The 19,815-nt window shown below is 61.0% G+C and carries 22 protein-coding genes; 13 read left to right on the forward strand and 9 right to left on the reverse strand.

The genetic code is table 11. The annotated features are described in order from the left end of the window. The first annotated feature begins 25 nt into the window (after positions 1-25). The 4 genes from NW812_RS01130 (at position 26) to NW812_RS01145 (ending at position 3,098) form a co-directional block, all read left to right on the forward strand. Positions 26-1,120 (forward strand): L-threonylcarbamoyladenylate synthase, encoded by a 1,095-nt coding sequence (locus NW812_RS01130; protein ID WP_414393299.1) that lies wholly within the window; start codon positions 26-28, stop codon positions 1,118-1,120. Continuing rightward, positions 1,090-1,620, forward strand: coding sequence for a 5-(carboxyamino)imidazole ribonucleotide mutase (purE, locus tag NW812_RS01135; RefSeq protein ID WP_414393301.1), 531 nt, complete (start codon positions 1,090-1,092; stop codon positions 1,618-1,620). The genes NW812_RS01130 and purE overlap by 31 nt, the downstream gene beginning before the upstream one ends. Positions 1,621-1,646: 26 nt before the next feature. After that, entirely contained in the window at positions 1,647-2,459 is an 813-nt protein-coding gene (locus NW812_RS01140) for a hypothetical protein (RefSeq protein ID WP_414393303.1), read from the forward strand. Positions 2,460-2,555: 96 nt separating this feature from the next. Then, positions 2,556-3,098: a fasciclin domain-containing protein gene (locus NW812_RS01145; RefSeq protein WP_414393304.1), complete on the forward strand. Its 543-nt coding sequence runs from the start codon at positions 2,556-2,558 to the stop codon at positions 3,096-3,098. A gap of 110 nt (positions 3,099-3,208) precedes the next feature. Here the strand turns inward: NW812_RS01145 and NW812_RS01150 are convergent, their stop codons facing one another. Then, complete coding sequence (locus tag NW812_RS01150) at positions 3,209-3,451, reverse strand: hypothetical protein (protein ID WP_414393306.1); 243 nt, start codon at positions 3,449-3,451, stop codon at positions 3,209-3,211. A 203-nt stretch (positions 3,452-3,654) separates the two neighbouring features. Here NW812_RS01150 and menD point away from each other — a divergent pair, with 203 nt between their 5' ends. Continuing rightward, positions 3,655-5,463 (forward strand): 2-succinyl-5-enolpyruvyl-6-hydroxy-3-cyclohexene-1-carboxylic-acid synthase, encoded by a 1,809-nt coding sequence (menD, locus tag NW812_RS01155; RefSeq protein WP_414393308.1) that lies wholly within the window; start codon positions 3,655-3,657, stop codon positions 5,461-5,463. On the opposite strand, the gene miaA is transcribed toward menD, so the two are convergent. Then, positions 5,387-6,349 (reverse strand): tRNA (adenosine(37)-N6)-dimethylallyltransferase MiaA, encoded by a 963-nt coding sequence (gene miaA / locus NW812_RS01160; protein ID WP_414393310.1) that lies wholly within the window; start codon positions 6,347-6,349, stop codon positions 5,387-5,389. The two genes, menD and miaA, sit on opposite strands and share 77 nt — an antisense overlap. A 293-nt stretch (positions 6,350-6,642) precedes the next feature. Here miaA and NW812_RS01165 point away from each other — a divergent pair, with 293 nt between their 5' ends. Then, positions 6,643-7,329, forward strand: coding sequence for a hypothetical protein (locus NW812_RS01165; protein WP_414393312.1), 687 nt, complete (start codon positions 6,643-6,645; stop codon positions 7,327-7,329). Between the two features lie 67 nt (positions 7,330-7,396). On the opposite strand, the gene rpe is transcribed toward NW812_RS01165, so the two are convergent. Then, positions 7,397-8,107: a ribulose-phosphate 3-epimerase gene (rpe, locus tag NW812_RS01170; protein ID WP_414393314.1), complete on the reverse strand. Its 711-nt coding sequence runs from the start codon at positions 8,105-8,107 to the stop codon at positions 7,397-7,399. Between the two features lie 157 nt (positions 8,108-8,264). Beyond that, on the reverse strand, positions 8,265-8,453 hold the full coding sequence (locus tag NW812_RS01175; protein WP_414393316.1) for a hypothetical protein: 189 nt from the start codon (positions 8,451-8,453) through the stop codon (positions 8,265-8,267). A gap of 84 nt (positions 8,454-8,537) precedes the next feature. On the opposite strand from NW812_RS01175, the gene NW812_RS01180 reads away from it, so the two are divergent. Then, positions 8,538-8,933, forward strand: a complete 396-nt coding sequence (locus NW812_RS01180) for a VOC family protein (protein ID WP_414393318.1) — start codon at positions 8,538-8,540, stop codon at positions 8,931-8,933. After that, complete coding sequence (locus tag NW812_RS01185) at positions 8,930-10,507, forward strand: NAD(P)H-hydrate dehydratase (RefSeq protein WP_414393319.1); 1,578 nt, start codon at positions 8,930-8,932, stop codon at positions 10,505-10,507. The genes NW812_RS01180 and NW812_RS01185 overlap by 4 nt, the downstream gene beginning before the upstream one ends. Here the strand turns inward: NW812_RS01185 and NW812_RS01190 are convergent. From NW812_RS01190 to NW812_RS01210, 5 genes are all read right to left on the reverse strand, one after another. Further along, on the reverse strand, positions 10,504-11,334 hold the full coding sequence (locus tag NW812_RS01190) for an undecaprenyl-diphosphate phosphatase (protein WP_414393787.1): 831 nt from the start codon (positions 11,332-11,334) through the stop codon (positions 10,504-10,506). The genes NW812_RS01185 and NW812_RS01190 overlap by 4 nt on opposite strands. Before the next feature lie 52 nt (positions 11,335-11,386). Further along, positions 11,387-11,944 (reverse strand): DUF2808 domain-containing protein, encoded by a 558-nt coding sequence (locus NW812_RS01195; RefSeq protein WP_414393321.1) that lies wholly within the window; start codon positions 11,942-11,944, stop codon positions 11,387-11,389. 565 nt (positions 11,945-12,509) lie between these two features. Next, positions 12,510-12,692: a photosystem II reaction center protein PsbZ gene (gene psbZ, locus NW812_RS01200; protein WP_414393323.1), complete on the reverse strand. Its 183-nt coding sequence runs from the start codon at positions 12,690-12,692 to the stop codon at positions 12,510-12,512. Between the two features lie 155 nt (positions 12,693-12,847). Further along, positions 12,848-13,540: a queuosine precursor transporter gene (locus NW812_RS01205; RefSeq protein WP_414393324.1), complete on the reverse strand. Its 693-nt coding sequence runs from the start codon at positions 13,538-13,540 to the stop codon at positions 12,848-12,850. Continuing rightward, complete coding sequence (locus NW812_RS01210) at positions 13,533-14,348, reverse strand: response regulator (protein ID WP_414393326.1); 816 nt, start codon at positions 14,346-14,348, stop codon at positions 13,533-13,535. Before NW812_RS01210 ends, NW812_RS01205 begins: the two co-directional genes overlap by 8 nt. A gap of 72 nt (positions 14,349-14,420) precedes the next feature. On the opposite strand from NW812_RS01210, the gene NW812_RS01215 reads away from it, so the two are divergent. The 5 genes from NW812_RS01215 (at position 14,421) to NW812_RS01235 (ending at position 19,710) form a co-directional block, all read left to right on the forward strand. Next, on the forward strand, positions 14,421-15,539 hold the full coding sequence (locus NW812_RS01215) for a class I SAM-dependent methyltransferase (protein WP_414393328.1): 1,119 nt from the start codon (positions 14,421-14,423) through the stop codon (positions 15,537-15,539). A 143-nt stretch (positions 15,540-15,682) separates the two neighbouring features. Then, positions 15,683-16,138, forward strand: a complete 456-nt coding sequence (locus tag NW812_RS01220) for a hypothetical protein (protein ID WP_414393330.1) — start codon at positions 15,683-15,685, stop codon at positions 16,136-16,138. Positions 16,139-16,210: 72 nt separating this feature from the next. Then, positions 16,211-16,555, forward strand: coding sequence for an MgPME-cyclase complex family protein (locus NW812_RS01225; RefSeq protein ID WP_414393331.1), 345 nt, complete (start codon positions 16,211-16,213; stop codon positions 16,553-16,555). 215 nt (positions 16,556-16,770) lie between these two features. Continuing rightward, on the forward strand, positions 16,771-18,300 hold the full coding sequence (locus NW812_RS01230; RefSeq protein ID WP_414393333.1) for an MFS transporter: 1,530 nt from the start codon (positions 16,771-16,773) through the stop codon (positions 18,298-18,300). A 237-nt stretch (positions 18,301-18,537) separates the two neighbouring features. After that, positions 18,538-19,710 carry a glycosyltransferase family 4 protein gene (locus NW812_RS01235; RefSeq protein ID WP_414393335.1) on the forward strand — a complete coding sequence of 391 codons (1,173 nt, stop codon included), beginning with the start codon at positions 18,538-18,540 and terminating at the stop codon, positions 19,708-19,710. Positions 19,711-19,815: the final 105 nt, after the last annotated feature.

Genomic DNA, 19,815 nt, shown 5'->3' on the forward strand with positions numbered 1-19,815 from the left:
AGGAAGGGGATCCCCAGCTTGCCCAATGCCAACGCAGATTCTTCCCCCCACCCCCGAGCACCTTGCCCTAGCCGCTGAAGCCCTGCGGCAAGGTCAACTGGTAGCCATGCCTACGGAGACGGTGTACGGCCTGGCGGGCCACGGCTTCAACGAACAGGCGGTGGCCACCATCTTTGCTGTCAAGGAGCGCCCCCGTTTCGATCCCCTGATCTTGCACCTGCCAGCTGGGGTCTGCCTTGAGGCGCTGGACGGGGAGCTGGTGGATCTGTCGGCTTTTACTGCCGCCGCCCGCGCTCGGCTGGGATCCCTTGTCGACACCTTCTGGCCGGGCCCGCTGACGCTGGTGCTGCCCAAGGGACCCCGGGTGCTGGATCTCGTCACCAGTGGCTTGCCTACAGTGGCGCTGCGGATGCCTGCCCACCCCGTGGCCCAGGCTTTGCTGCAGGCAGTTCAGGTGCCTCTAGCTGCCCCCAGCGCCAACCGCTTTGGCCGCCTTAGCCCCACCTCCGCCCAGGCGGTCTATGCCGAGTTGGCGGGGCGGATCCCCTACATTTTGGACGGAGGAGAGTGCAGCGTGGGCTTGGAATCGACCGTGCTTAAGCTCAGCCCTGACGGCACGCCCACGCTGTTGCGCCCTGGCGGGATCCCGCGGGAAGTGCTGGAAGCTCATCTCGGCCTGCCCCTCCAGACTGCACCGGACAGCAACCTAAGGCCCGAAGCACCGGGAGGGCTCAGCAGCCACTACGCCCCCACCAAGCCCCTCTGGTTGTTGCCCGTTGCCTTTGACCAGCTCCGCCCTGAGGAGTGGCAGCGGTTGCGGCAGGAGACAGCTGAACATGCCCACCTGGGCGTCCTCAGTTTCTCAGCCGATGCCCAGGCGCTGGCGGAGAGCTTTGCCCACCACTGGGCGGGAGTTGCGCTGACCTTTGAATGCCTGGGGCCTGATCCCGCCGCGGCAGCGCGGGCTCTCTTTGCCAGCCTGCGCCGCTTGGACGAAGGGGCAGCCACCCTGCTGCTGGCTGAGCCCCCCCCGGTTTTGACAGGGCTGGGCTATGCGATTATGGATCGGCTACGACGGGCCAGCAAGCCATGGAAGACTCCCCTCTTGTCGCCATCGTAATGGGCAGCGATTCGGATCTGCCCACCTTGGCCCCCGCCGCTCAGGTGTGCGAGGAGTTTGGGATCCCCTATCTCCTCCAGATCCTCAGCGCTCACCGCACCCCCGAAGCGATGTTGGAGTTCGCCCGCAGCGCCCACACCCGCGGCATCCGCGTCATCATCGCCGGCGCTGGCGGGGCGGCCCATCTGCCGGGGATGGTAGCCTCCCTTACCCCTCTGCCAGTCATCGGGGTGCCGGTGTTCAGCCAATCCCTGCAGGGGCTGGACTCCCTGTATTCGATAGTGCAGATGCCCAAGGGGATCCCCGTGGCTACCGTAGCCATTGGCAACGGCTATAACGCCGGTCTCTTGGCGGTGCAGATCCTAGCCAGCGGGGATCCTGAACTGCTACAGCGGGTGCTTGCCTACCGGGAAAACCTCAAGCAGGCTGTGCAGGAGAAAAATGCCCAGTTGCAAGCTCAGGGGTGGAAAGCCTATCTCCGCTCTGCCGACAGAGCATAATGATTGTGAAAAAGCGTTGACCTGTCTTGGCAAAGAAAAAGTTGGGAGAGTTGCCAGCGGTGAAGAAGGGATCCAGTCGCCCCTCTTCTGGCCAGGGATCCTGGCAGGAGTATCTTCAGCAGGTTCAGAAAGGGGCAGAGGAAAGGGGAGCTCAAGCGGCGGGGTGGCTGCTGGGGGGATCGCAGGGGCGGGTTTTGGCGGTGTCAGGCTTGGCGTTGGCGGGGCTAGCTTTTTGGCACTGGCGCCTGGCCCTTTCCCTAGCAGTGGGCACTGGGGTGATGCTAGGGGTGTACGCGGCTTGCAGCCCTGAGTTTAGCCGCCGCTGGCAGGAGTGGCAAGCTTGGTTTCGCCAAGCCAATCGCTCCCTTTTGCTAGCCGTTGCGGGCGGGGCAGCCGCCACTCTTGGCACCTACCTTGCAGTCTCAATCTGGGCAGAAGCCAACCAGCGCTGGCTGGCCACGGGCGCCATTGTGCAGGGGCTAGCCACCTTTGCCTTGCTGTCACTGCTGTTTTGGGAGTGGCTCAGCCGCCGGCAAGAGCGGCAGCGTTCTCAATGGGAGCGGGATCTTAGCGACATTGCTTCCCCCGATCCCTACAGGCGGCTGCTGGGGGTACGCCGGCTGCAGAGCCGCCTGCCCCATCTGGATCCCGAACAAACTCGGCTGGCAGTGGATTATCTGCGCCTGGCCCTTGACCAAGAAACCGTGGCCGTTGTGCGGGAGGCCCTCTTGGAAGCCCTGCAGGGATGGGGGATCCTGCGCCGCCTTAACGATTTGACCAGTCCCAACCCAGCTGAAAGCGGCGGCGATCCCTCGGCAAGCCGCAGAGGCAACGCCTAAACAGCTAGCAGCTCCACCACGGGAAGTAAGGAACTCGAGCCAGAGGCTGTCCGTCGTAAAGAGTGTAAACCTACTCTTTACGGAGGGTTACATTCCATGGTTCGCAAGCTCTTCACGCTCTCTTTAGCCGTTGCCTCGGCCACAGTGTTGGCTGTGGCTCCTGGAGTCCATGCCAGCAGCCCTAGCCCAGCGCCTGCAAGCGCGAAGACTGCGGCTCCTGCCCAAAAAGCCAAAACCATTGTGGATGTTGCCACTGAGGCTGGCTCCTTCACCACCTTGCTCAAAGCCCTGGAGGCTGCTGACCTGGTGAAGACGCTCTCTGAGGAGGGCCCCTTCACCGTTTTTGCCCCTACTGATGAAGCCTTTGCGGCCCTGCCGAAAGGCACGCTAGACGACTTGCTCAAGCCAGAAAACAAGGAGAAATTGAAGCGAGTGCTCAGCTACCATGTCGTGTCTGGCGAGCTTCTCTCTCAAAATCTAGAGGCCGGTAAGGTGACTACCCTTGCTGAAGTGCCGGTGGAGATCTCTATCAAGGATGGGATCCGGGTCAACGACGCCAAGGTGGCAACCCCCGATCTCAAAGCCTCCAACGGCATTATCCACGTCATTGACAAAGTCCTCCTGCCACCGGAGAAATAGTCTTCTCGGCCTTGCAATCCTAAATCTAAGTCTGTAGAAAGCCTCCCTAGCACCCCCAGCTTCAAGGCTGGGGGCTTCGGGCGCGATCCCTGGCTTGGCTCTTGGGATTCCTACAAGTCAATACCAACGCTGGAGTTGTAGATTGCCTCCACCGACACACCGGCCACCCGCTGGGGACGCACGATCATGTACTCATTGTCCATTTGCTTGGGCAAGGTGATGAACTCGTCCCCACCCACCATCAGTTGGTTGATCAGCTCTGTGTATTCTCTGGCTTCCTTGACCCGTACCTGCAGGGTCTGACCCCCTTCCAGCATGATGTGAACGAGGTAGCCATCGGGTTTTCTGGGCATGGGCGCTCCTGCTTGGCTGCAGCAAAGGTCGATAAACATTATTCCCCCCTTCGAGAAACTTGACCAACCTCCGGCTCCTCCTGTCGGCAGGAGGCCATAACAAGCGGTGGATAGGAGAGGGGGCTTCCCCGGGGTGGTCGATGGGCCTACAGTAACAGGATGTGCCCATTTTGGGTTCTTTCCCGCTACCTCTTGTGGCTGGAATGGCTGACACGCCTTGCCCTCAACGGCTGGACTGGCGCAACCTCAACACCCTCTGGGGATCCGTTTTGGCCGAGACCTTGAGCCGGCTGGGCTGTCGGGTGGCGGTGGTGTGTCCGGGATCCCGCTCTGCCCCCCTCACCTATGCTCTGGCGCAGCACCCTGAGATCGAGGCCATTCCGGTGCTGGATGAGCGGTCGGCGGCCTTCTTTGCCCTTGGCTTGGCCCAGCAGCTGCGGCAGCCCATCCCGCTAGTGTGTACCTCTGGCAGCGCCGGCGCCCATTTTTTCCCCGCTCTCATCGAGGCGGCAGAAAGTGGTTGGCCACTTCTGGTTTTGACGGCGGATCGGCCGCCGGAGCTGCGCCACTGCCGCGCCGGGCAGACCATCGACCAGGTGAAGCTCTACGGCCACTACCCCAACTGGCAGGCGGAGCTAGCCCTGCCCAGCGCCGACCTAGAAGCTCTGGCCTACCTGCGCCAGACCGTCATTCACGCCTGGGAGCGTGCCCTCTACCCTTTCCCGGGTCCAGTGCACCTCAACGTGCCTTTGCGGGAGCCCTTGGCTCCCATTGCTGACAGCAGCACCGCGCCCCTGGCCCGTTGGCAGAAAAATCTGGAGTTTGAGAAGAGCTTTTTTCGGGGGGTTGCTCCGGCCGGATCTTCCTGCCAGGCGCTGCGGGGCAGTCTTCAGATGGAGAGGGCTTCCTTTTGGCAGGAGTGGTGCAGCTGTGAGCGGGGAGCGATCTTGGCAGGGCCGGCCCAAGCGGCGGATCCCCGCGCCTACGCTGAGGCAGTGGCCCGTCTGGCCCTAGCCCTGGGCTGGCCGGTGTTGGCAGAAGGCCTTTCCCCCCTGCGCAACTACGCTTCCCTTAACCCCTACCTCATCACCACCTACGATTTTCTCCTCCAGGGAGAGCAGCCCCATCTTTGGCCAGAGCAGGTGATCCAACTGGGACCCTTGCCCACCAGCAAGGCCCTGCGGCAAGCCCTGGCCCAAGCCCGACCCCGCACCTGGCTACTCGACCCTCGGCCCCAGAACGCCGATCCTCTCCACAACTCCACGACCCACTTGCCCTTTGCCGTGGAGGAGGTGGCGGCAGGGATCCCGGCAGGCAAAGCCAAAACAACCGCTTTTCTGCAAGCCTGGCTGCAGGCGGAAGCAAAAGCTCGGGTTGAGCTGGATCGGCTGCTGGCAGCTCTGCCGGAGTGGTTTGAGGGCAAGATTGCCTGGTGGCTGGCCCATCACCTGCCGCCGGAGACGCCGCTATTTATTGCCAACAGCACACCGGTGCGGGATGTGGAGTGGTTTTGGCCACCCAACGACCGCCATATCCGGCCTTACTTTAACCGCGGCACCAACGGCATCGACGGCATCCTCTCGACCGCCTTTGGGGTGGCCCATCGCCAGCGCCCGACGGTGGTGCTGACCGGGGATCTGGCCTTTTTGCACGACTGCGGTGGCCTGCGTCTTGCCCAATGCCTTCAGGGATCCCTGACGATTCTTCTCATCAACAACCAGGGGGGCGGTATCTTTGAGCTCTTGCCCATTGCCAAGGCGGGTCGCCAGGAGCCCAACCCTCCCTTTGAGCCCTACTTTGCCACCCCCCAGGCCGTGGATTTTGCCCTCCTCTGCCAGGCCCATGGCATCCCCCACCGGCGGATAGAGACCTGGGAGGAGCTGGCCCAAGCCTTGGATCCCTTGCCGACCCAGGGGGTGCGGGTGTTGGAGATCCTTACGGATCGGCGGGCGGACGCGCAGCGACGGCAGGACTGGTTTCAGCGCTGGTCTGAGCGGCCATCCACGCCGTAACCCGGCTCCAGATTTGCTCCGGCAGATCCTCGGCCTCGCAGTCCAGCCATTGGATCCCTGGCATGGCCCGAAACCAGGTCATCTGCCGCTTGGCAAACTGGCGGGTGCGCCGCACAATCAAAGGCTGCAGCTCTGCTTCTGGGATCCGCCCTTCTAGGTAGGCGCCAATCTCCGCGTAGCCCAAGGTTTGTAAGAGGGGCAGGTCTGGCCCGTAGCGCTCCCGCAGCGTTTTCACCTCCTCAATCCAGCCTGCTGCCAGCATTTCTGCCGTGCGCCGAGCAATGCGTTGTTCCAGACGGGGCATTGGGCAGCGCAGCCCCAAGATGAGGATGGGGTAGCTGGGAGGATGGGCCTGCCTCAGGCGGGAAGCTGGCTTGCCGGTGGTGTAGATGATCTCCAAAGCCCGCAGGGTGCGCACCGTGTCATGGGGATGGATGTGCTCGGCGGCAACGGGATCCAACTGCTGCAGCCAGGCGTAGCGGATCTCGGGCGGCCACGTCTCTAGTTGAGCGCGCAACTCGGGCTGCGGCGGAACTGCCGGGATCCCCAGCCCTGCGGTAATGGATTGGATGTAGAGCCCCGTCCCCCCTACCAGAATGGGAGTCTGTCCCTGCCGATGGGCCTCGGCAATGCGCGACTGGGCCGCCTGCTGAAACTCGGCCACGGTGTAGGTGTGGCGGGGATCCACAAAGTCCATCAACTCGTGCGGCCAGAGGGCCCGCTCAGCGGGGGTAGGCTTGGCAGTGCCGATGTCGAACTCCCGGTAGACCTGGCGAGAGTCGGCATTCAGCAGAGGGGATCCCAGCCGCTGGGCCAGCAGCAGCGCCTGACGTGACTTGCCAGTGGCGGTGGGGCCGGCAATAACAATTAGGCCTGGAGTTACCATGCCGGAAGTGTTACTTGTTGTACTGGGTGGCAGACATTCAGAACCTGCAAAAATTTATGCAAGGCAACAAAATTTCTAAAAGGCTTTAGCTCTGTGGCTAGAATAGACTTCCTAACAGCTTTGGGCTCTTTGAAATTGCGGTGATCTCATCTTACGTTCTAGCTTTTGTTGGGTTGGACACTCAGCTTAGGCTGTCTCTCCAGCTCCCGAGGCTAGCCCCATGGCTGCTTGCCTGGGTCAAGCCTGGTCTCGGCTACCTGGGCTGGGCAGTTGGGGCAGGGGTCCTAGCGGCGTTGCTGGCGTGGAAACCTTGTCCAGCCCTGGCGGAAGTTTTGGTGCTCAAGCAAGGAGAAGTGCGCACTCTGCCCTTGTTGCAAACGCGGGCTCGACCCTCCTTGCAGATGGAGATGCTTTATCTAGGCATGGTGGAGGAGCGCTTCTTAGGCTACGCCCACGCCAACAACTGGGAGACTATTTCCAGCGACCGAGAGGATCCCCGCTGGAGCCGCTGGCAACTGCGACCGGGCGGTGAGGCCCTCTATCCGCCGGATGCCCCTCCGTCGCGGGATCCCTCAGAGCCCCCCCTCTATGCCCGTGGGTTTTATGTAGAGGCCTACTTCATGGGCGGGCGGCTAGTGGGGATGCACCTCATTTACAATCCGGAAGAGCCAGGCTTCAATTTCAGGCAACTGCAAAGGCTTGTTCGCGCCTGGTTTCCCGATAACCGCCTAATGTTGCACTACCAGGTGCTGCCAGAGGATCCCGACCAGCATGTCCTAAGGGCCTACTGGGGCACCATCCCTCCCCCTTACCTTGCCGACATTCAGCGCAACAGCCGCCTGCCCTTCTGCCAGGTTTTTTTCAGCCCTACCTCGCCTCAGCCGCTTGTTCCCCCCTCTGCGCCTCCTCACTGCCTAGGTCAAGCTGAAGCAGGTGCCTCCCCTGCCGCTGCCCAGAAGAAGACGGCCGCTCTGCGCTAAAGCTTTGCGCGGGCTAGGGCTTGAGCTGAGGCTGCTTGCGGCGTTGCCGGCCTACGGGAAGAAAGCCCTAAACCGTCACCAGCTCGGGGCGGCGGCTGTGGCGAATGGCGCGAATGGCTTCCCCGTAGTCCTTGGCCTTGAATACGGCTGAGCCCGCCACCAGGGCATTGGCCCCCGCCTCGATGACCTGCCAGGCGTTGCTGGCCTTGATGCCGCCATCCACCTCGATCCAGGGATCCAAGCCCCGCTCGTCGCACAGGGCCCGTAACTGGCGAATCTTGGGCACCACCGCCGAGATGAAGCTCTGGCCGCCAAAGCCAGGGTTGACGCTCATGATCAACACCAGGTCCACCAGATCCAGCACGTACTGAATCAGCTCCAGAGGGCTGGCCGGGTTGAGCACCACACCTGCCTGTTTGCCCAGATCCTTGATTTGGCTGAGGGTGCGGTGCAGGTGGATGGTGGAGCTGGACTCGGCGTGAACGGAGATGATGTCGGCCCCCGCCTTGGCAAAGTCGGCCACATATTTCTCCGGCTCCACAATCATCAGGTGGACATCCAGAGGCTTGGCCGTAACCGGGCGCAGCGCTTCCACCACCAGCGGGCCGATGGTGATGTTGGGCACAAAGCGGCCATCCATCACATCTACGTGGATCCAGTCGGCTCCTGCCTCGTCCACTGCCCGCACTTCTTCCCCCAAGCGGCTAAAATCGGCTGAAAGAATAGAAGGGGCGACAACGATCGGCTTTTGCCCAGAGGCTGCTGAGGGCTGAGTCATGGTGAGTACCCAAGGTGTAAACCGCAAAACAGGGGAGCCTGCTCCTCTATGGTACGGAGTTTGATCCCCTTTGCAAAGCACCAGCCGGCTTCTAGGGGATCCCGACAAAGCCGGCCCTGGCCAGTTGCACCCTCCGGAAAACTTGGGCCAGAGGCTCTCAGCGATCCGGCGGCTGCGCGTTGCTCTGAGGCTCTGGAGAGGCTTGCTCTGAGGGAGCTGGCTTCACTTTTTCTTCTAGCCGCAGGGCAAGCTGCTGCAACTGCATATAGATGCTGTTGACGGCCAGCATGGCCAGGACAGTGCCGAAAAACTTGGTGCGGGATCCCATAGACCAACCCCTGGGCAAGGCCAAACACTCGTTGCCCTAGCTCCAACTTAGCGCACAGGCGGAACAGACCCTCAGAGAAGAACTTCATTAAGACCTAGCGTCATGCCTGCCTATCAGCACTTACATACTGCCCTTTGGGTTAGCGATCTGGCCAGGGCTGAGCATTTCTACGGGACGGTGCTCGGCCTCCCCAAAGCAGAGCGGTTTCCCTTTGACTTTCCCGGCGCTTGGTACCAGGTGGGCTCCTCTCAGATTCACTTGATTGTTACTGAGGAGCCGCTTGACCAAGGGCAGCCAGCCAGTGGGGGCAGCAAGGCGAAGTGGGGGCGCCTTCCCCATGTGGCGCTGGGCGTGGAAGACCTGGAAGCGGTAAAGGCCCGCCTGCTGCAGGCAGGCTACGAGGTGCAGCCAAGCGCTTCCGGGCGAGCGGCGCTGTTTGTTCGGGATCCCGACGGGAACGTGATCGAGCTAAGCTCCCTAAGTCCCCCTCAGCCATGACTGCGATGACAGAGCCCCATTCGCCCCAGCGGCGCGGCGCCCTGCCCCTCTTTGACCCCTCCACTGCCCTAGTCAGCTCGGCCCAAATGCGCTGCCTCGAGGAGCAGATCTTCGCTGCCGGCATGCCTGTGGCCGCTCTCATGGAAAAGGTGGGCCTGGCCGTTTTTGCCCAGTTGCGGCAGGATTTCCCCCATGCGCAGCGCATTGGCATCCTCTGCGGCACAGGGCACAACGGCGGCGACGGCTTGGTGGTTGGACGAGAGCTGCGGCTGGCCCAAAAGGAGGTGAAGGTTTGGCTGGGCAAGCCGGATGATCTCAAGCCCCTGACTGCCGACCACGCTCGCTATCTCAGGGCGCTGGGGGCGGAGTTTGTGGATCGGCTGGAGGAGTTGGCCGACTGCGATCTACTGATTGACGCCCTGTTTGGCATTGGCCTAAACCGACCCCTGGGGGATCCCTGGGCGAAGGCAGTGGAGTGGGCCAACGGCAGCGGCATTCCCATCCTCAGCCTGGATCTGCCCTCTGGCCTCAACGACCAGACAGGCAAGATCTGGGGCTGCTGTATCCGCGCCAGCCATACCTATGCCCTGGGCCTCTGGAAGCGGGGCCTGTGGCAGGAGGCAGCTCTGCCTTGGGTAGGACAGCTGCGTCGCATTGATTTTGGGATCCCCCCTTGGGCCTGCCCGGCGGAGGCGGTTCCCCAGTTGTTGCTGCAACCCTGGCCCCATTTCCCCCCCGACCCGCCCTTGGACACCCACAAGTACCGCCAGGGATCCCTGCTGCTGGTAGCAGGCTCGACGGCCTATGCCGGGGCGGCAGTGTTGGCCGGCCTGGGATCCCGCGCCAGCGGCGTGGGCATGGTAACCCTAGTGGCGCCGGCGGAGTTGAAGGAGCTGATCCACAGCGCTTTGCCAGAGGTGTTGGTGCACCACTGGGAAGGGATCCCTTCTTTGCCCCCAGTGGCTGAGAAGCCCTTCCAGGCGGTGGCGGTGGGGCCGGGCCTTGGGGAAACCCGCCAGCTGCTTTTGGAGATCTTGCTGCGGGATTGGGCCGGGATCCCCTGGGTGATCGACGCCGATGGCCTCAATGCCTTAGCGGAGATGGGGGTGGAGCGCCTGCCAGAAAACGGGATCCAAGCTATCCTCACCCCGCACCTGGGGGAATTTCGCCGGCTTTTTCCTGGGATCTCGCTTGAGGATCGCCTCGAGGCAGCCCAAAAGGCAGCAGCCCAGAGTGGGGCGGTGGTGGTCTTGAAGGGGGCACGGACGATCATCGCCTCTCCCACAGGGGAATGCTGGGTAAACCCGGAGAGCACACCAGCTTTGGCTCGCGGCGGCAGCGGCGATGTTTTAACTGGCTTAATTGGTGGACTAGTGGCGCGCAGAAGGGCCCAACTGGGTCAGGCGATGGGGATCTCAGAGCTACTGAGTTGCGCCTGTGCCGGGGTGTGGTGGCATGCCCAGGCAGCTATCCAGCTGGTGGGGGAGCGGGGTCCGACGGGGGTGGATCCAGTCCACCTAGCGGAGCACCTGCCCAAAGCGCTGCAGATTCTGCGGGGACAGAAGTCGGTCTAAGGTTGCAAGAACCCCAGCGCCAGCCCCAAGAAAATGAACAGGCCAAAACTAATCCGATAGACAATAAACAGCCAGGTGCTGCTGCGCTGCAAAAATCGAATGAGCCAATCGATGGACCAGTAGGAGAAGACAAAGGCCGAGAGCGCCCCCAGCCCCTGCGCTAGCAGCGCCTCTGTTCTGAACTCGGAGACAAACTCTTCCACCCCGGCCAAAAAGAGAGCGGGGATTCCCAGCAAGAAGGAGTAGCGGGCGGCAGCCGAGCGCTGCAAATCGAGCAGCAGAGCCGCCGTCAGCGTCACGCCGGAGCGGGATACCCCTGGGATCAAAGCCAAGGCCTGGGCCAGCCCCACCCAGATCCCGTCCCAAATGCCTAGGCTGTCTAGGCCTCGCCGGCGATTCCCCACCCGTTCTGCCCAGCCCAAAGCCAGGGCCAAGCCAATAGCGGCAGCAGCAATCACCCACAACTGGCGGGGCGGGGATCCCCAAATGGCCTTGACGGCCCATCCGGCCACCCCAATCGGCAACGTTCCCACCAGGATCCCCATGAGCAGCCGCCAAGACTCCTGCTGGAAGTCTCGCTCTTGCCAAGCCCTCCAGGAGCCAAGGAGCAACTGGCGCAGGTCAGAGGCAAAGTAGATCAACACTGCTCCCAGACTGCCCAGCTGGATCACCGCCGCAAACGAAGCTCCCGCATCTGGCCAGCCCAGCAAAGCTGGAAACACCCGCAGGTGGGCTGTGCTGCTGATGGGCAGGAACTCGGTGATCCCTTGCACCATGCCCAAGATCAGGGCCTGCCACCAATTGGGATACCAGATGTCGGCCAGCACCAAAGACCGTCTCTCTCGATAGACCAGGCTGCCGTCCGGAGGAGAGTTCCCCTTAGAACGTGAGCCGCTCGGGATCGTCGATGGTAATCAGCCAGTTGCCCACCTTGCGGAAGAGGGGGTTGGGCTCTGTCCCCCGCACCCGCGCCTCTACCCGGTAGATGCCAGCAGCGGAGGGATTGCGCACATTGGAGAGCACCAAGCGGATCTCCTGGCCGGCGGCAATGGGTTGACGGGCTACCACCTCCAAAGAGCGAAACTCCTCGTTCCAGTACACTTCCGCCAGCTCCACCGGCTTGCCCTCCGCCTCTAGGCGCACATTCTTCGGGTCGATGACGGCATCGAAATTGCTATCCGCCTTGATCTGCACCTCTGCCACTGCCACATTTTGGGGTGGGATCTTCAGGCGATAGCGATCCAGCCGGCCGCGAATGCCGCGAAAATCCAGCCGATAGCTGAGGACAGGCACCCCCTCGCTGCCAGTGATGACAAAGCCCGACTGCGCCCTTGCCGAAGGGAGCAACAGCAGGGATCCCACTAGGCCTGCCAAAGCCAACCTTGCCCCCAGCCAAGGCAAGCAAAGACTCTGGGAATACTTCACCGCTCTCAACACCCAAGCTTCCCGAAAGACTTCGACTCAAGTACCCCCTGCTGCCGACCGAGCAAGCAGCAAGGCCATGAAGATGGAATCAAGTTGCTGTCTATTGTAAGGGGGTGAGATCCGCTCTGAAAGACTTATACAACGCTGGACAAAAGCGGACTTTTGCTCCAGGTTGACGCTTTCTCCCTGCTTCCACGACCCGTAGCTAATGGCAGAGCCTACCCCCCGCCAGAGGGATCTCCACAGGCGTCACTTCCCCACAAGCTGCAGGTAGGTGCTCCTTGCCCCCATAAGGCACACCGGCTAAAGACGGAGCCAACTTTAGCCTAGGCAAAGGGCCTACCAGAAAAGATGTACTCGCAAGCCTACTAGCTCAGCCCATCTCCGTCAAGACAGGAGGTTGGTCATGCCACAAAGTGGCTGACTGTCCAGTGAATCAAGGACCAGAGGAGAGCCCTTCTAACGAGAGCGCCCAGAGCTCAGTCGGGTGCGGGAATGCGCAGTTTTTTCGCCGCCCTAATGCCCTACAACATCCAGAAGCTTGGGGGATGGGTGTCGAAGGATCCCGCTGGAGGGATCACTTCAAGAAACTAAGTACCCCCACCCCGAGTACCATCAGCACCCAGAGCAGGGATCCCACCAAAAGGACATTCTTGGCCCGGCTCCAGTCGCTGGCCGAGCTAAGGAGCACCGGCACCGCCACCACCAACAGCAAGCTGTAGAGCACCAGCACCAACAGAGCGATTTGGAAAATGAGCATCATCTTTACGGATCCCTCCCAAAGGTTCTGTTTTGGATAAAAGCTCCCAGCAACAGCGGGCGACTACTCACTGCGCACCGGCAGCAGGGTAGATAGGATCTGACTATACCAAAACTGGGGCCCCTCCCTCTGGCCCGCCTGGCAAGGGAGCAGCTTTATTTGGATACAACCTGGATTCGGAAAGGGTTGAAGTCCGTTGCCACGTCAAAGTAGTCCTCCTGCTCTTGCTGCTTCAGCCAGCCGGTAATGGCGTAGGTGAGGGGAGTACAGGCTGCTTCAACGGCACACTTGAACACGTAGTTGGAGACGATGAGGCCCATAAGACCAGGGAACACCCCCCAGAAGGCGATGAGAATAAACAGGCCCGTATCCACCGCTTGGCCCACCAGGGTCGAGCTGATGGTGCGCGTCCACAGCCAGCGTCCCCGGGTCCACACCTTCAGGCGCGCCAGCACATAGGCATTGGCAAAGCTGCCGCTCCAGTAGGCAATTAGACTGGCCAGCACAATGCGGGGGGTAAGGCCGAGGATCTGGTCGTAGGCTTCCTGGTGGGGCCAATCAGGGGCTGCCGGCAGGGATCCCACAATCATCAAGGTCACGGACATCAGGGCTGCCGAGAAAAACCCCAGCCAGATCACCCGCCGCGAGCGAGCATAGCCGTAGACCTCGGTGAGGATGTCGCCGAAAATGTAGCTGAGGGGGAAAAGAATGGTGCCGCCATCGAAGGTAAAGGGCCCCAAGAGCACGATCTTGGCCGAGGCGATGTTGGAGATGAGCAGCACCGCCACGAACAGGGCCGTCACCGCATCCAGGTGTCGGTAGGCGCGCTCAAAGCTTTGCTCAGCCATCAAGACCCCCCAACAGTTTACGGATATGCCGCAGCTCTTTGACGATTAGGGCTAAGCCCTGGCTGTGCCGTTCCACTTCGCTGGTGAGCTTACGGATTTGCTCTTCTAGGTTAGCGCTGTGAGACTCCTGACGATCTAGGCGCTGGTTGAGGTTGGCAAGCCGCGTCACTACTTCCCGCTGGATCAGGTTTTCCGTACCTTGGATAAGCAGCGTCTCGATGGCGGTGAGCTTGTTCAAGAGCAACTGGGTGTTGGTTTCTGATCCCGCTTCCGCTGCCGCTGCAGGAGTCACCTGCAGGGCCTTTTGGATTTGAGCCAGAAGAGTCTCCGCTTCAAACGGCTTTTCGATAAAATCGAAGTCGACAAAAGGCTCGGGGATGCGGGCCGTTACTTGTTCCTTCATCCCCGACATCATGATAACGGGGGTATTTTTCAGACTGTCTTCGCGGCGGATGGCTTGGAGGGTGTCGTAGCCATCCATCTTGGGCATGACAAAATCCAGCAGGATCAGGTCGGGGTGATGCTTTTTGGCGACCTCCAAGCCCGTCGGTCCGTCTTTAGCCTCCAGCACCTGGAAATGGTCAGCCAGGATGCTGGCCACCATCTTGCGGATCATGATGCTATCGTCAATGACCAACACCGTTTTGGTCGTCATGGCTTTTCCCATCAGTTCAGCCTGATCTGCCCCTTCCTTGAGCTCAGGAGGCAAGTGGAAACCCACCATTAGAGTACTCTCCTGCTTGGCGGAGGTTGTGCTCAGGGATCCAATTTGCCGGCTTCTCTTGCCGCCTAGCGGTTGTCGGCCCACCCTGGCCGCCTTGCTATAATCTACTATCGCATTGTAAACAAACGTTAAGAACCCGTTTGCACTGGCAGGGTCATGAGCTTCCAGTTAAGCCCCGAGCTGTCGCTGCCTATCCCATCGCCGGTGGGGGAGGCTGCTTACCGTGCCTTTCAGTGGGGCAAAAACCTCTTCGGCTTTGCCCACAAGGCTCTCTCCACCCAAGCTGCCGAACTGATGCTCTCTGCCCTCAGGGAGCTGCAGAGCTTTGTCTCCGGCAAGCCTCTGCCACCGCGGGAGCGGGTGAAGGTGAGCGCAGCTACTTTGCAGGAGTTGCGGGCTCGCTACGAGCGACTTCTAGAAGTTGATTGGCAAGATGCGGAAGCAGGCTACTACCCTCACGCGCTTCTCTTCGACAACCCCTGGCTGGACTTTGCCCGCTATTACCCAGCGGTGTGGTTGGAACTGCCCCAGATTGCCCGACGGGTACACGGCCGGCGCTACCAAGAGTTTTCTCCAGACATCTCCACAGAGGGCTACCCAAAATACTACCTTCAGAACTTCCACTACCAAACCAACGGCTACCTGAGCGATCGCTCGGCTGAGCTCTACGACTTGCAGGTGGAGTTGCTGTTTGGGGGTACGGCGGATGCGATGCGGCGACGGGTGATCCGCCTGCTCAAGGATGCCCTCGATCCCAACCTATCTGCTCCCCACATCCTCGACGTAGCCTGTGGCACAGGGCGGATGCTGCGCCTTTTGCGGGGATCCCTGCCCAAGGCGGCGCTGTATGGCTTGGATCTTTCTCCTGCCTATCTGCGCAAGGCCAACCGGCTGTTGCAGGAGTTGCCCGGGGAGCTGCCGCAGCTTATTCGCGCCAACGCCGAGGCCATGCCCTACGCTGACGCTTTCTTCGATGCAGTTGTCAGCGTTTTTCTTTTCCACGAGCTGCCTGGCCCGGTTCGGCAAAACGTCATCAACGAGATCAGCCGGGTGGTGAAGCCAGGGGGCGTGGTTGTCGTCTGCGACTCGGTGCAGCTGCTGGATTCGCCGGAGCTGGAGGAGACGATGGAAGCTTTTGCGCAAACCTTCCACGAGCCCTACTACCGCGACTACATCCGCGACGATCTGGGAGCGCGCCTGCAGCGGGCAGGCTGTGAGGTGTTGCGCCGAGAAACCCACTACGTTAGCACTTACCTCTTGGCCCGTAAGAGTTGAGCGCCCTTGCCAAAAGCTCAAGAAGAGATTCGCAGTAGTCTACCTAGGGGTATAGTAGTAGCAGGCACCAAACTTGATACGAAGCCAGGCCACCAAGACCATGGACGGGAAGGTGGCTAGCGTTCATCTCTTTACTTAGGCTCATGTCTCCTCCGCATGGATCCCTCCGTGCCGGCATCACTGCACTGAAGCAGGAGCGCTACTTAGAGGCGATCAACCTTCTTGAGTCTTTCTGCTACTGCTGCTCGATTCAAGGAAGCTCGCCGCGCCAGAGGGAACGCAGCCGTCCTAAGCTAGACCCAGAGGAATGTGCTCTGGCTCGAGTGGCCCTGGTCATAGCCTATCAGGGCAGTGGCGACTTGGAACGGTCGACAGCCCTCTGCCAGGAGCTGTTGGAGCAGGGGGAGACTCCTTCAACTCCCCCCTGGGCACGGGAATGGGCAGCGCAGGCTCTTGCTACCCTCAAGCAGGCAGCAGAACACCCTATGCCCCCTGAGGAGGTGATGGCACGGTTGCCTGTCCTCCAGCAGTTGGAGGCCTGTCAGCCCCGCTGTAGCTCTCGCGACCCGGCCCCCTATCTGCTCAAGGCCACCCACTGACTGGCTGAATTTAAGAAGCTGGACTTTGGCAGCTAGGTTCTATCCTTTTCGCAGTAGGAAAGCTCCGAAAGTATGCCTGCCACTGAGCCCACTACCTATCACTTCATCGTTGGCAGTCTAGATTTTTTGCGGTCTGAACCTCTGGAGGAGGTGCTGGAGGAGCGTCGGCGACATTACGCGGAGCAGCATCGCCCCATTGATTTCCACTGGGTGCCCCAGCCAGCTTTCATGGAAGCTCCCGAGTTAAAACCCCTGCGCAACAAGTTGAAGGAGCCGCTGGGGGCAGTGGTCTCGACTAACGAGAATTTCATTCGCTGGCTGGCGGTGCGCCTTGGCTTTGTGGAAAAGGGCAGCTTTGTGGCCCCCAGTGAGTCGATTCCGGATCCCTTGCGCTCCCTGTCGTTGTCGGAAAGCTGAGAGGCTTGTCCCCATTGCTGCCTTGGCACCTTGCTGCGCCCAGAAGGACAAGCTGGGCAGCGAGGGGTAAGCTGCCCTAAAGGTGGCCGGAGAGGCGGGTTTGATTGCAGGCTAGGTCAAAATTTAAGATTAGGGCACCTCTCCCGCTCCAGCAGCAGCAAGGCTGTCGGGCAGCAGGAAAGGTGGGGGAGGGAGATAGGCTGGGCGGGGGCACCATGACTTGGGAACAACGAAGGGACTGGCTGCAAGAGGGAGCGGAGCTCTACTTAGTGTCAACAGCGGCTATGGAGACGCTGAAGTCAGAGGAGCTGGGTTCTCCCCTTGAGCCGATAACAAGCCCTGCCTCTAGCTTGCCAGGGGGCCCAGCCGGGGATCCCTTGCCAGAGCCGCCTCCCGAGGATCCCAAAGAGAACAGCCCAACGGAGAAGCTAGAACAGGCGGATCCCCCTTTCTCAGGGACAGGCCTGGGAAACTTCGCGGCTGTGCTGGGCCAACGCAATTTCCTGCTGCTGTGGATGGGGCAGGTGTTTTCCCAGCTGGCCGACAAGGTGTTGTTGGTGCTGCTAATTGGGGTGACTTCCAAGCGGTTTCAGCCAGAGGGGGCTTCCATCAGCGGCTGGGTAGCGGCGGTTATGCTGGCCTTTACCCTGCCGGCAGTGTTGTTGGGCAGCTTGGCAGGGGTATTCGTGGATCGCTGGCCTAAGAAGGCCGTGCTGGTGCTCTCCAACGTGGTGCGCGGCATCCTAGTGCTGCTGCTGCCGCTGCTGCTCTGGCTGACGGCGGGGCGTGACCTTTGGCCAGGGATCCCTTTGGGCTTTGGCGGGCTGCTGCTGATTAGCTTTGCCGTCTCTGTCTTGACCCAGTTTTTTGCCCCTGCCGAACAGGCCACTCTGCCGCTAATCCTGACCAGGCGGGAGCTGTTGGCGGCCAACTCCCTTTACACCACGACGATGATGGCTTCGCTGGTTGTCGGCTTTGCCATTGGCGAGCCGCTGTTGACGCTGGCGGAGCGTTGGGTGCGCACCTGGTTGCCCGGCTGGGAGGTGGGGCCAGAGCTGTTGGTGGGGGGAGCCTACCTTTTGGCGGGATCCCTCCTGCTGCTGTTGCAACCTCACGAGAAGCTAGAGCCCCGCTCCTGGGAAGCCCCCCATCTCTGGGAAGATCTCAAGCTAGGCCTGCAATACATCGGGCAAATGCCCCTGGTCCGCGCAGCCCTGCTGCAGATGGTGGTGCTCTACTCGCTGTTTGCGGCGCTGGCGGTCTTGGCAGTGCGGATGGCGGAGGTGATGGCGGAGCTGGAAGCCGATCAGTTTGGAGTGTTGCTGGCTGCTGCCGGTCTAGGCATGGGGATTGGCGCCTTTTGGGTAGGACACATAGGCCGAGGAGTAAGCCGTCGGGCCTGGAGCGGGCTGGGATCCCTCCTGCTGTCTCTAGCACTGGTGGCTTTGTCGTGGACAGAGAGGAAGCTGTTTCCCAGCTTAGCCTGGATTGCCCTGCTGGGCTGTGGAGGGGCTTTGGTGGCGGTGCCGATGCAAACTCTGCTCCAGGAGGAAACTCCTGAACATCTGCGGGGCAAGGTGTTTGGGTTGCTCAACAATGCCGTTAACATTGCCCTCAGCTTGCCGCTGGTGTTGACAGGGGTAGCGGAAACCTATCTGGGCCTTTCCTGGACGTTTCTTGCCCTGGCAGTCTTAAATGCGTCGGCAGGAATGTACTTCTGGAGTTTGTTGAATAGAGAGGCTTGACTTCTTCGCCAGCTCTAGCTAGGTTGCTCCTTCCCAGCAGCGGTGCCGGCCTCCCCAAGCCCTCCGCGCCGCTGACGGCAGGGCAAGGCAGAGCTTAGGAGCAGCCCCATAGCCACGCGCCGTCCTGCTGTCGGGCTGCTGCTAGCTTTCCCATGCCCAGGCAGCAAGCAGAGGGGGGATCCGCGTCTGCTAACCTTATGGGAGGTTTAACCGTTCTAGCAGCGTAGGGATCCACCCATGCACATTGCCTGGATAGGCAAGAAAACACCCTTTTGTGGCAACGTCACCTACAGCCGCGAGGTAACCAACGGCCTTTTGGAGCGGGGCCATCAGGTGAGCTTTTTCCACTTCACCAACGAAGAGGCCGCCGCTGAGGGGGGATCCCGTCCGGGGAGCAACTGGCGTGCCGAGCTGGAGGGGCGGGATGTCTCTCTGCCCTGTCTCTACAAGTCGCAGATCTACACGATCCCGGCTCCTAACGCCCGGCGGCTGCTGGAGCAAGCCCTGCGGGAATTGCAGCCGGATTTGGTGCATGCTTCTTTGACCATTTCGCCCATTGATTTTGCGTTGCCCGAGATCTGTGCTGAGCTCAACCAGCCCCTAGTGGCCACTTTCCACCCAGCTTTTGACCGACGGCGGCGCAACATCGCCTCCCGCACCCAATACTTGGCCTATCAGCTCTATGCCCCCTGTTTGGCCCACTACGATCGCACCATCGTCTTCTCGGAAACGCAGCGCCAGGTCCTGGTCAAACTGGGGGTGGGCAGCGAGCAGGTGGTGGTCATTCCCAATGGCGTCGATGTTGACAAGTATTCGCCAGGGCCCTCCACCCTCAAGCAGCGGCTAGGGCTAGAGCGGGTCTTCGTCTACCAAGGGCGGATCTCGCCGGAAAAGAATGTCGAGGCCCTGCTCAAAGCCTGGAAGCAGGCTCAAATGGGGGAAAAGTGCGGCCTGCTCATTGTGGGGGATGGACCCCTGCTCAATACCCTCAAGCCTTTCTACACCCGCCAGCACGGGATCTACTGGCTGGGCTATGTTGCCGACGAGCAGGAGCGCATTGAGATCTTGCGGGGATCCGACGTGTTCATTCTCCCCTCCTTGATCGAGGGGCTGTCTTTGTCGCTGTTGGAGGCGATGGCCTGTGGGGTAGCGGCGGTGGCCACTGACGTCGGCGCCGATGGCGAGGTTCTGGCGGACGGAGCCGGGATCCTGTTGGATCCAAGCCGAGTGACGGTGGAGCTGCAAACGCTATTGCCCCTCTTGCGGGATCAGCGGGAGTTTACCCAACTGCTGGGAATGAAAGCCCGCCAACGGGTTCTGGAGCGCTACACCCTCAGCCACAACCTCAGCCGCCTGGAACAGCTCTACCGAGAGGTGTGTCAGGGATCCCGTCAGCCCAGAAGGGCGTAGCCGCCAATGACCTCGACAACATTAACTCAAGCAGAGCCTTGGGGAGAAGACGGGGTAGAGCCTGTGCTATCTTTGCTAGACTGCATCGTTATGTTGCTGAGGGAT

The sequence above is a fragment of the Synechococcus sp. O70.2 genome (assembly GCF_047462135.1).
GTDB lineage: Bacteria > Cyanobacteriota > Cyanobacteriia > Thermostichales > Thermostichaceae > Thermostichus.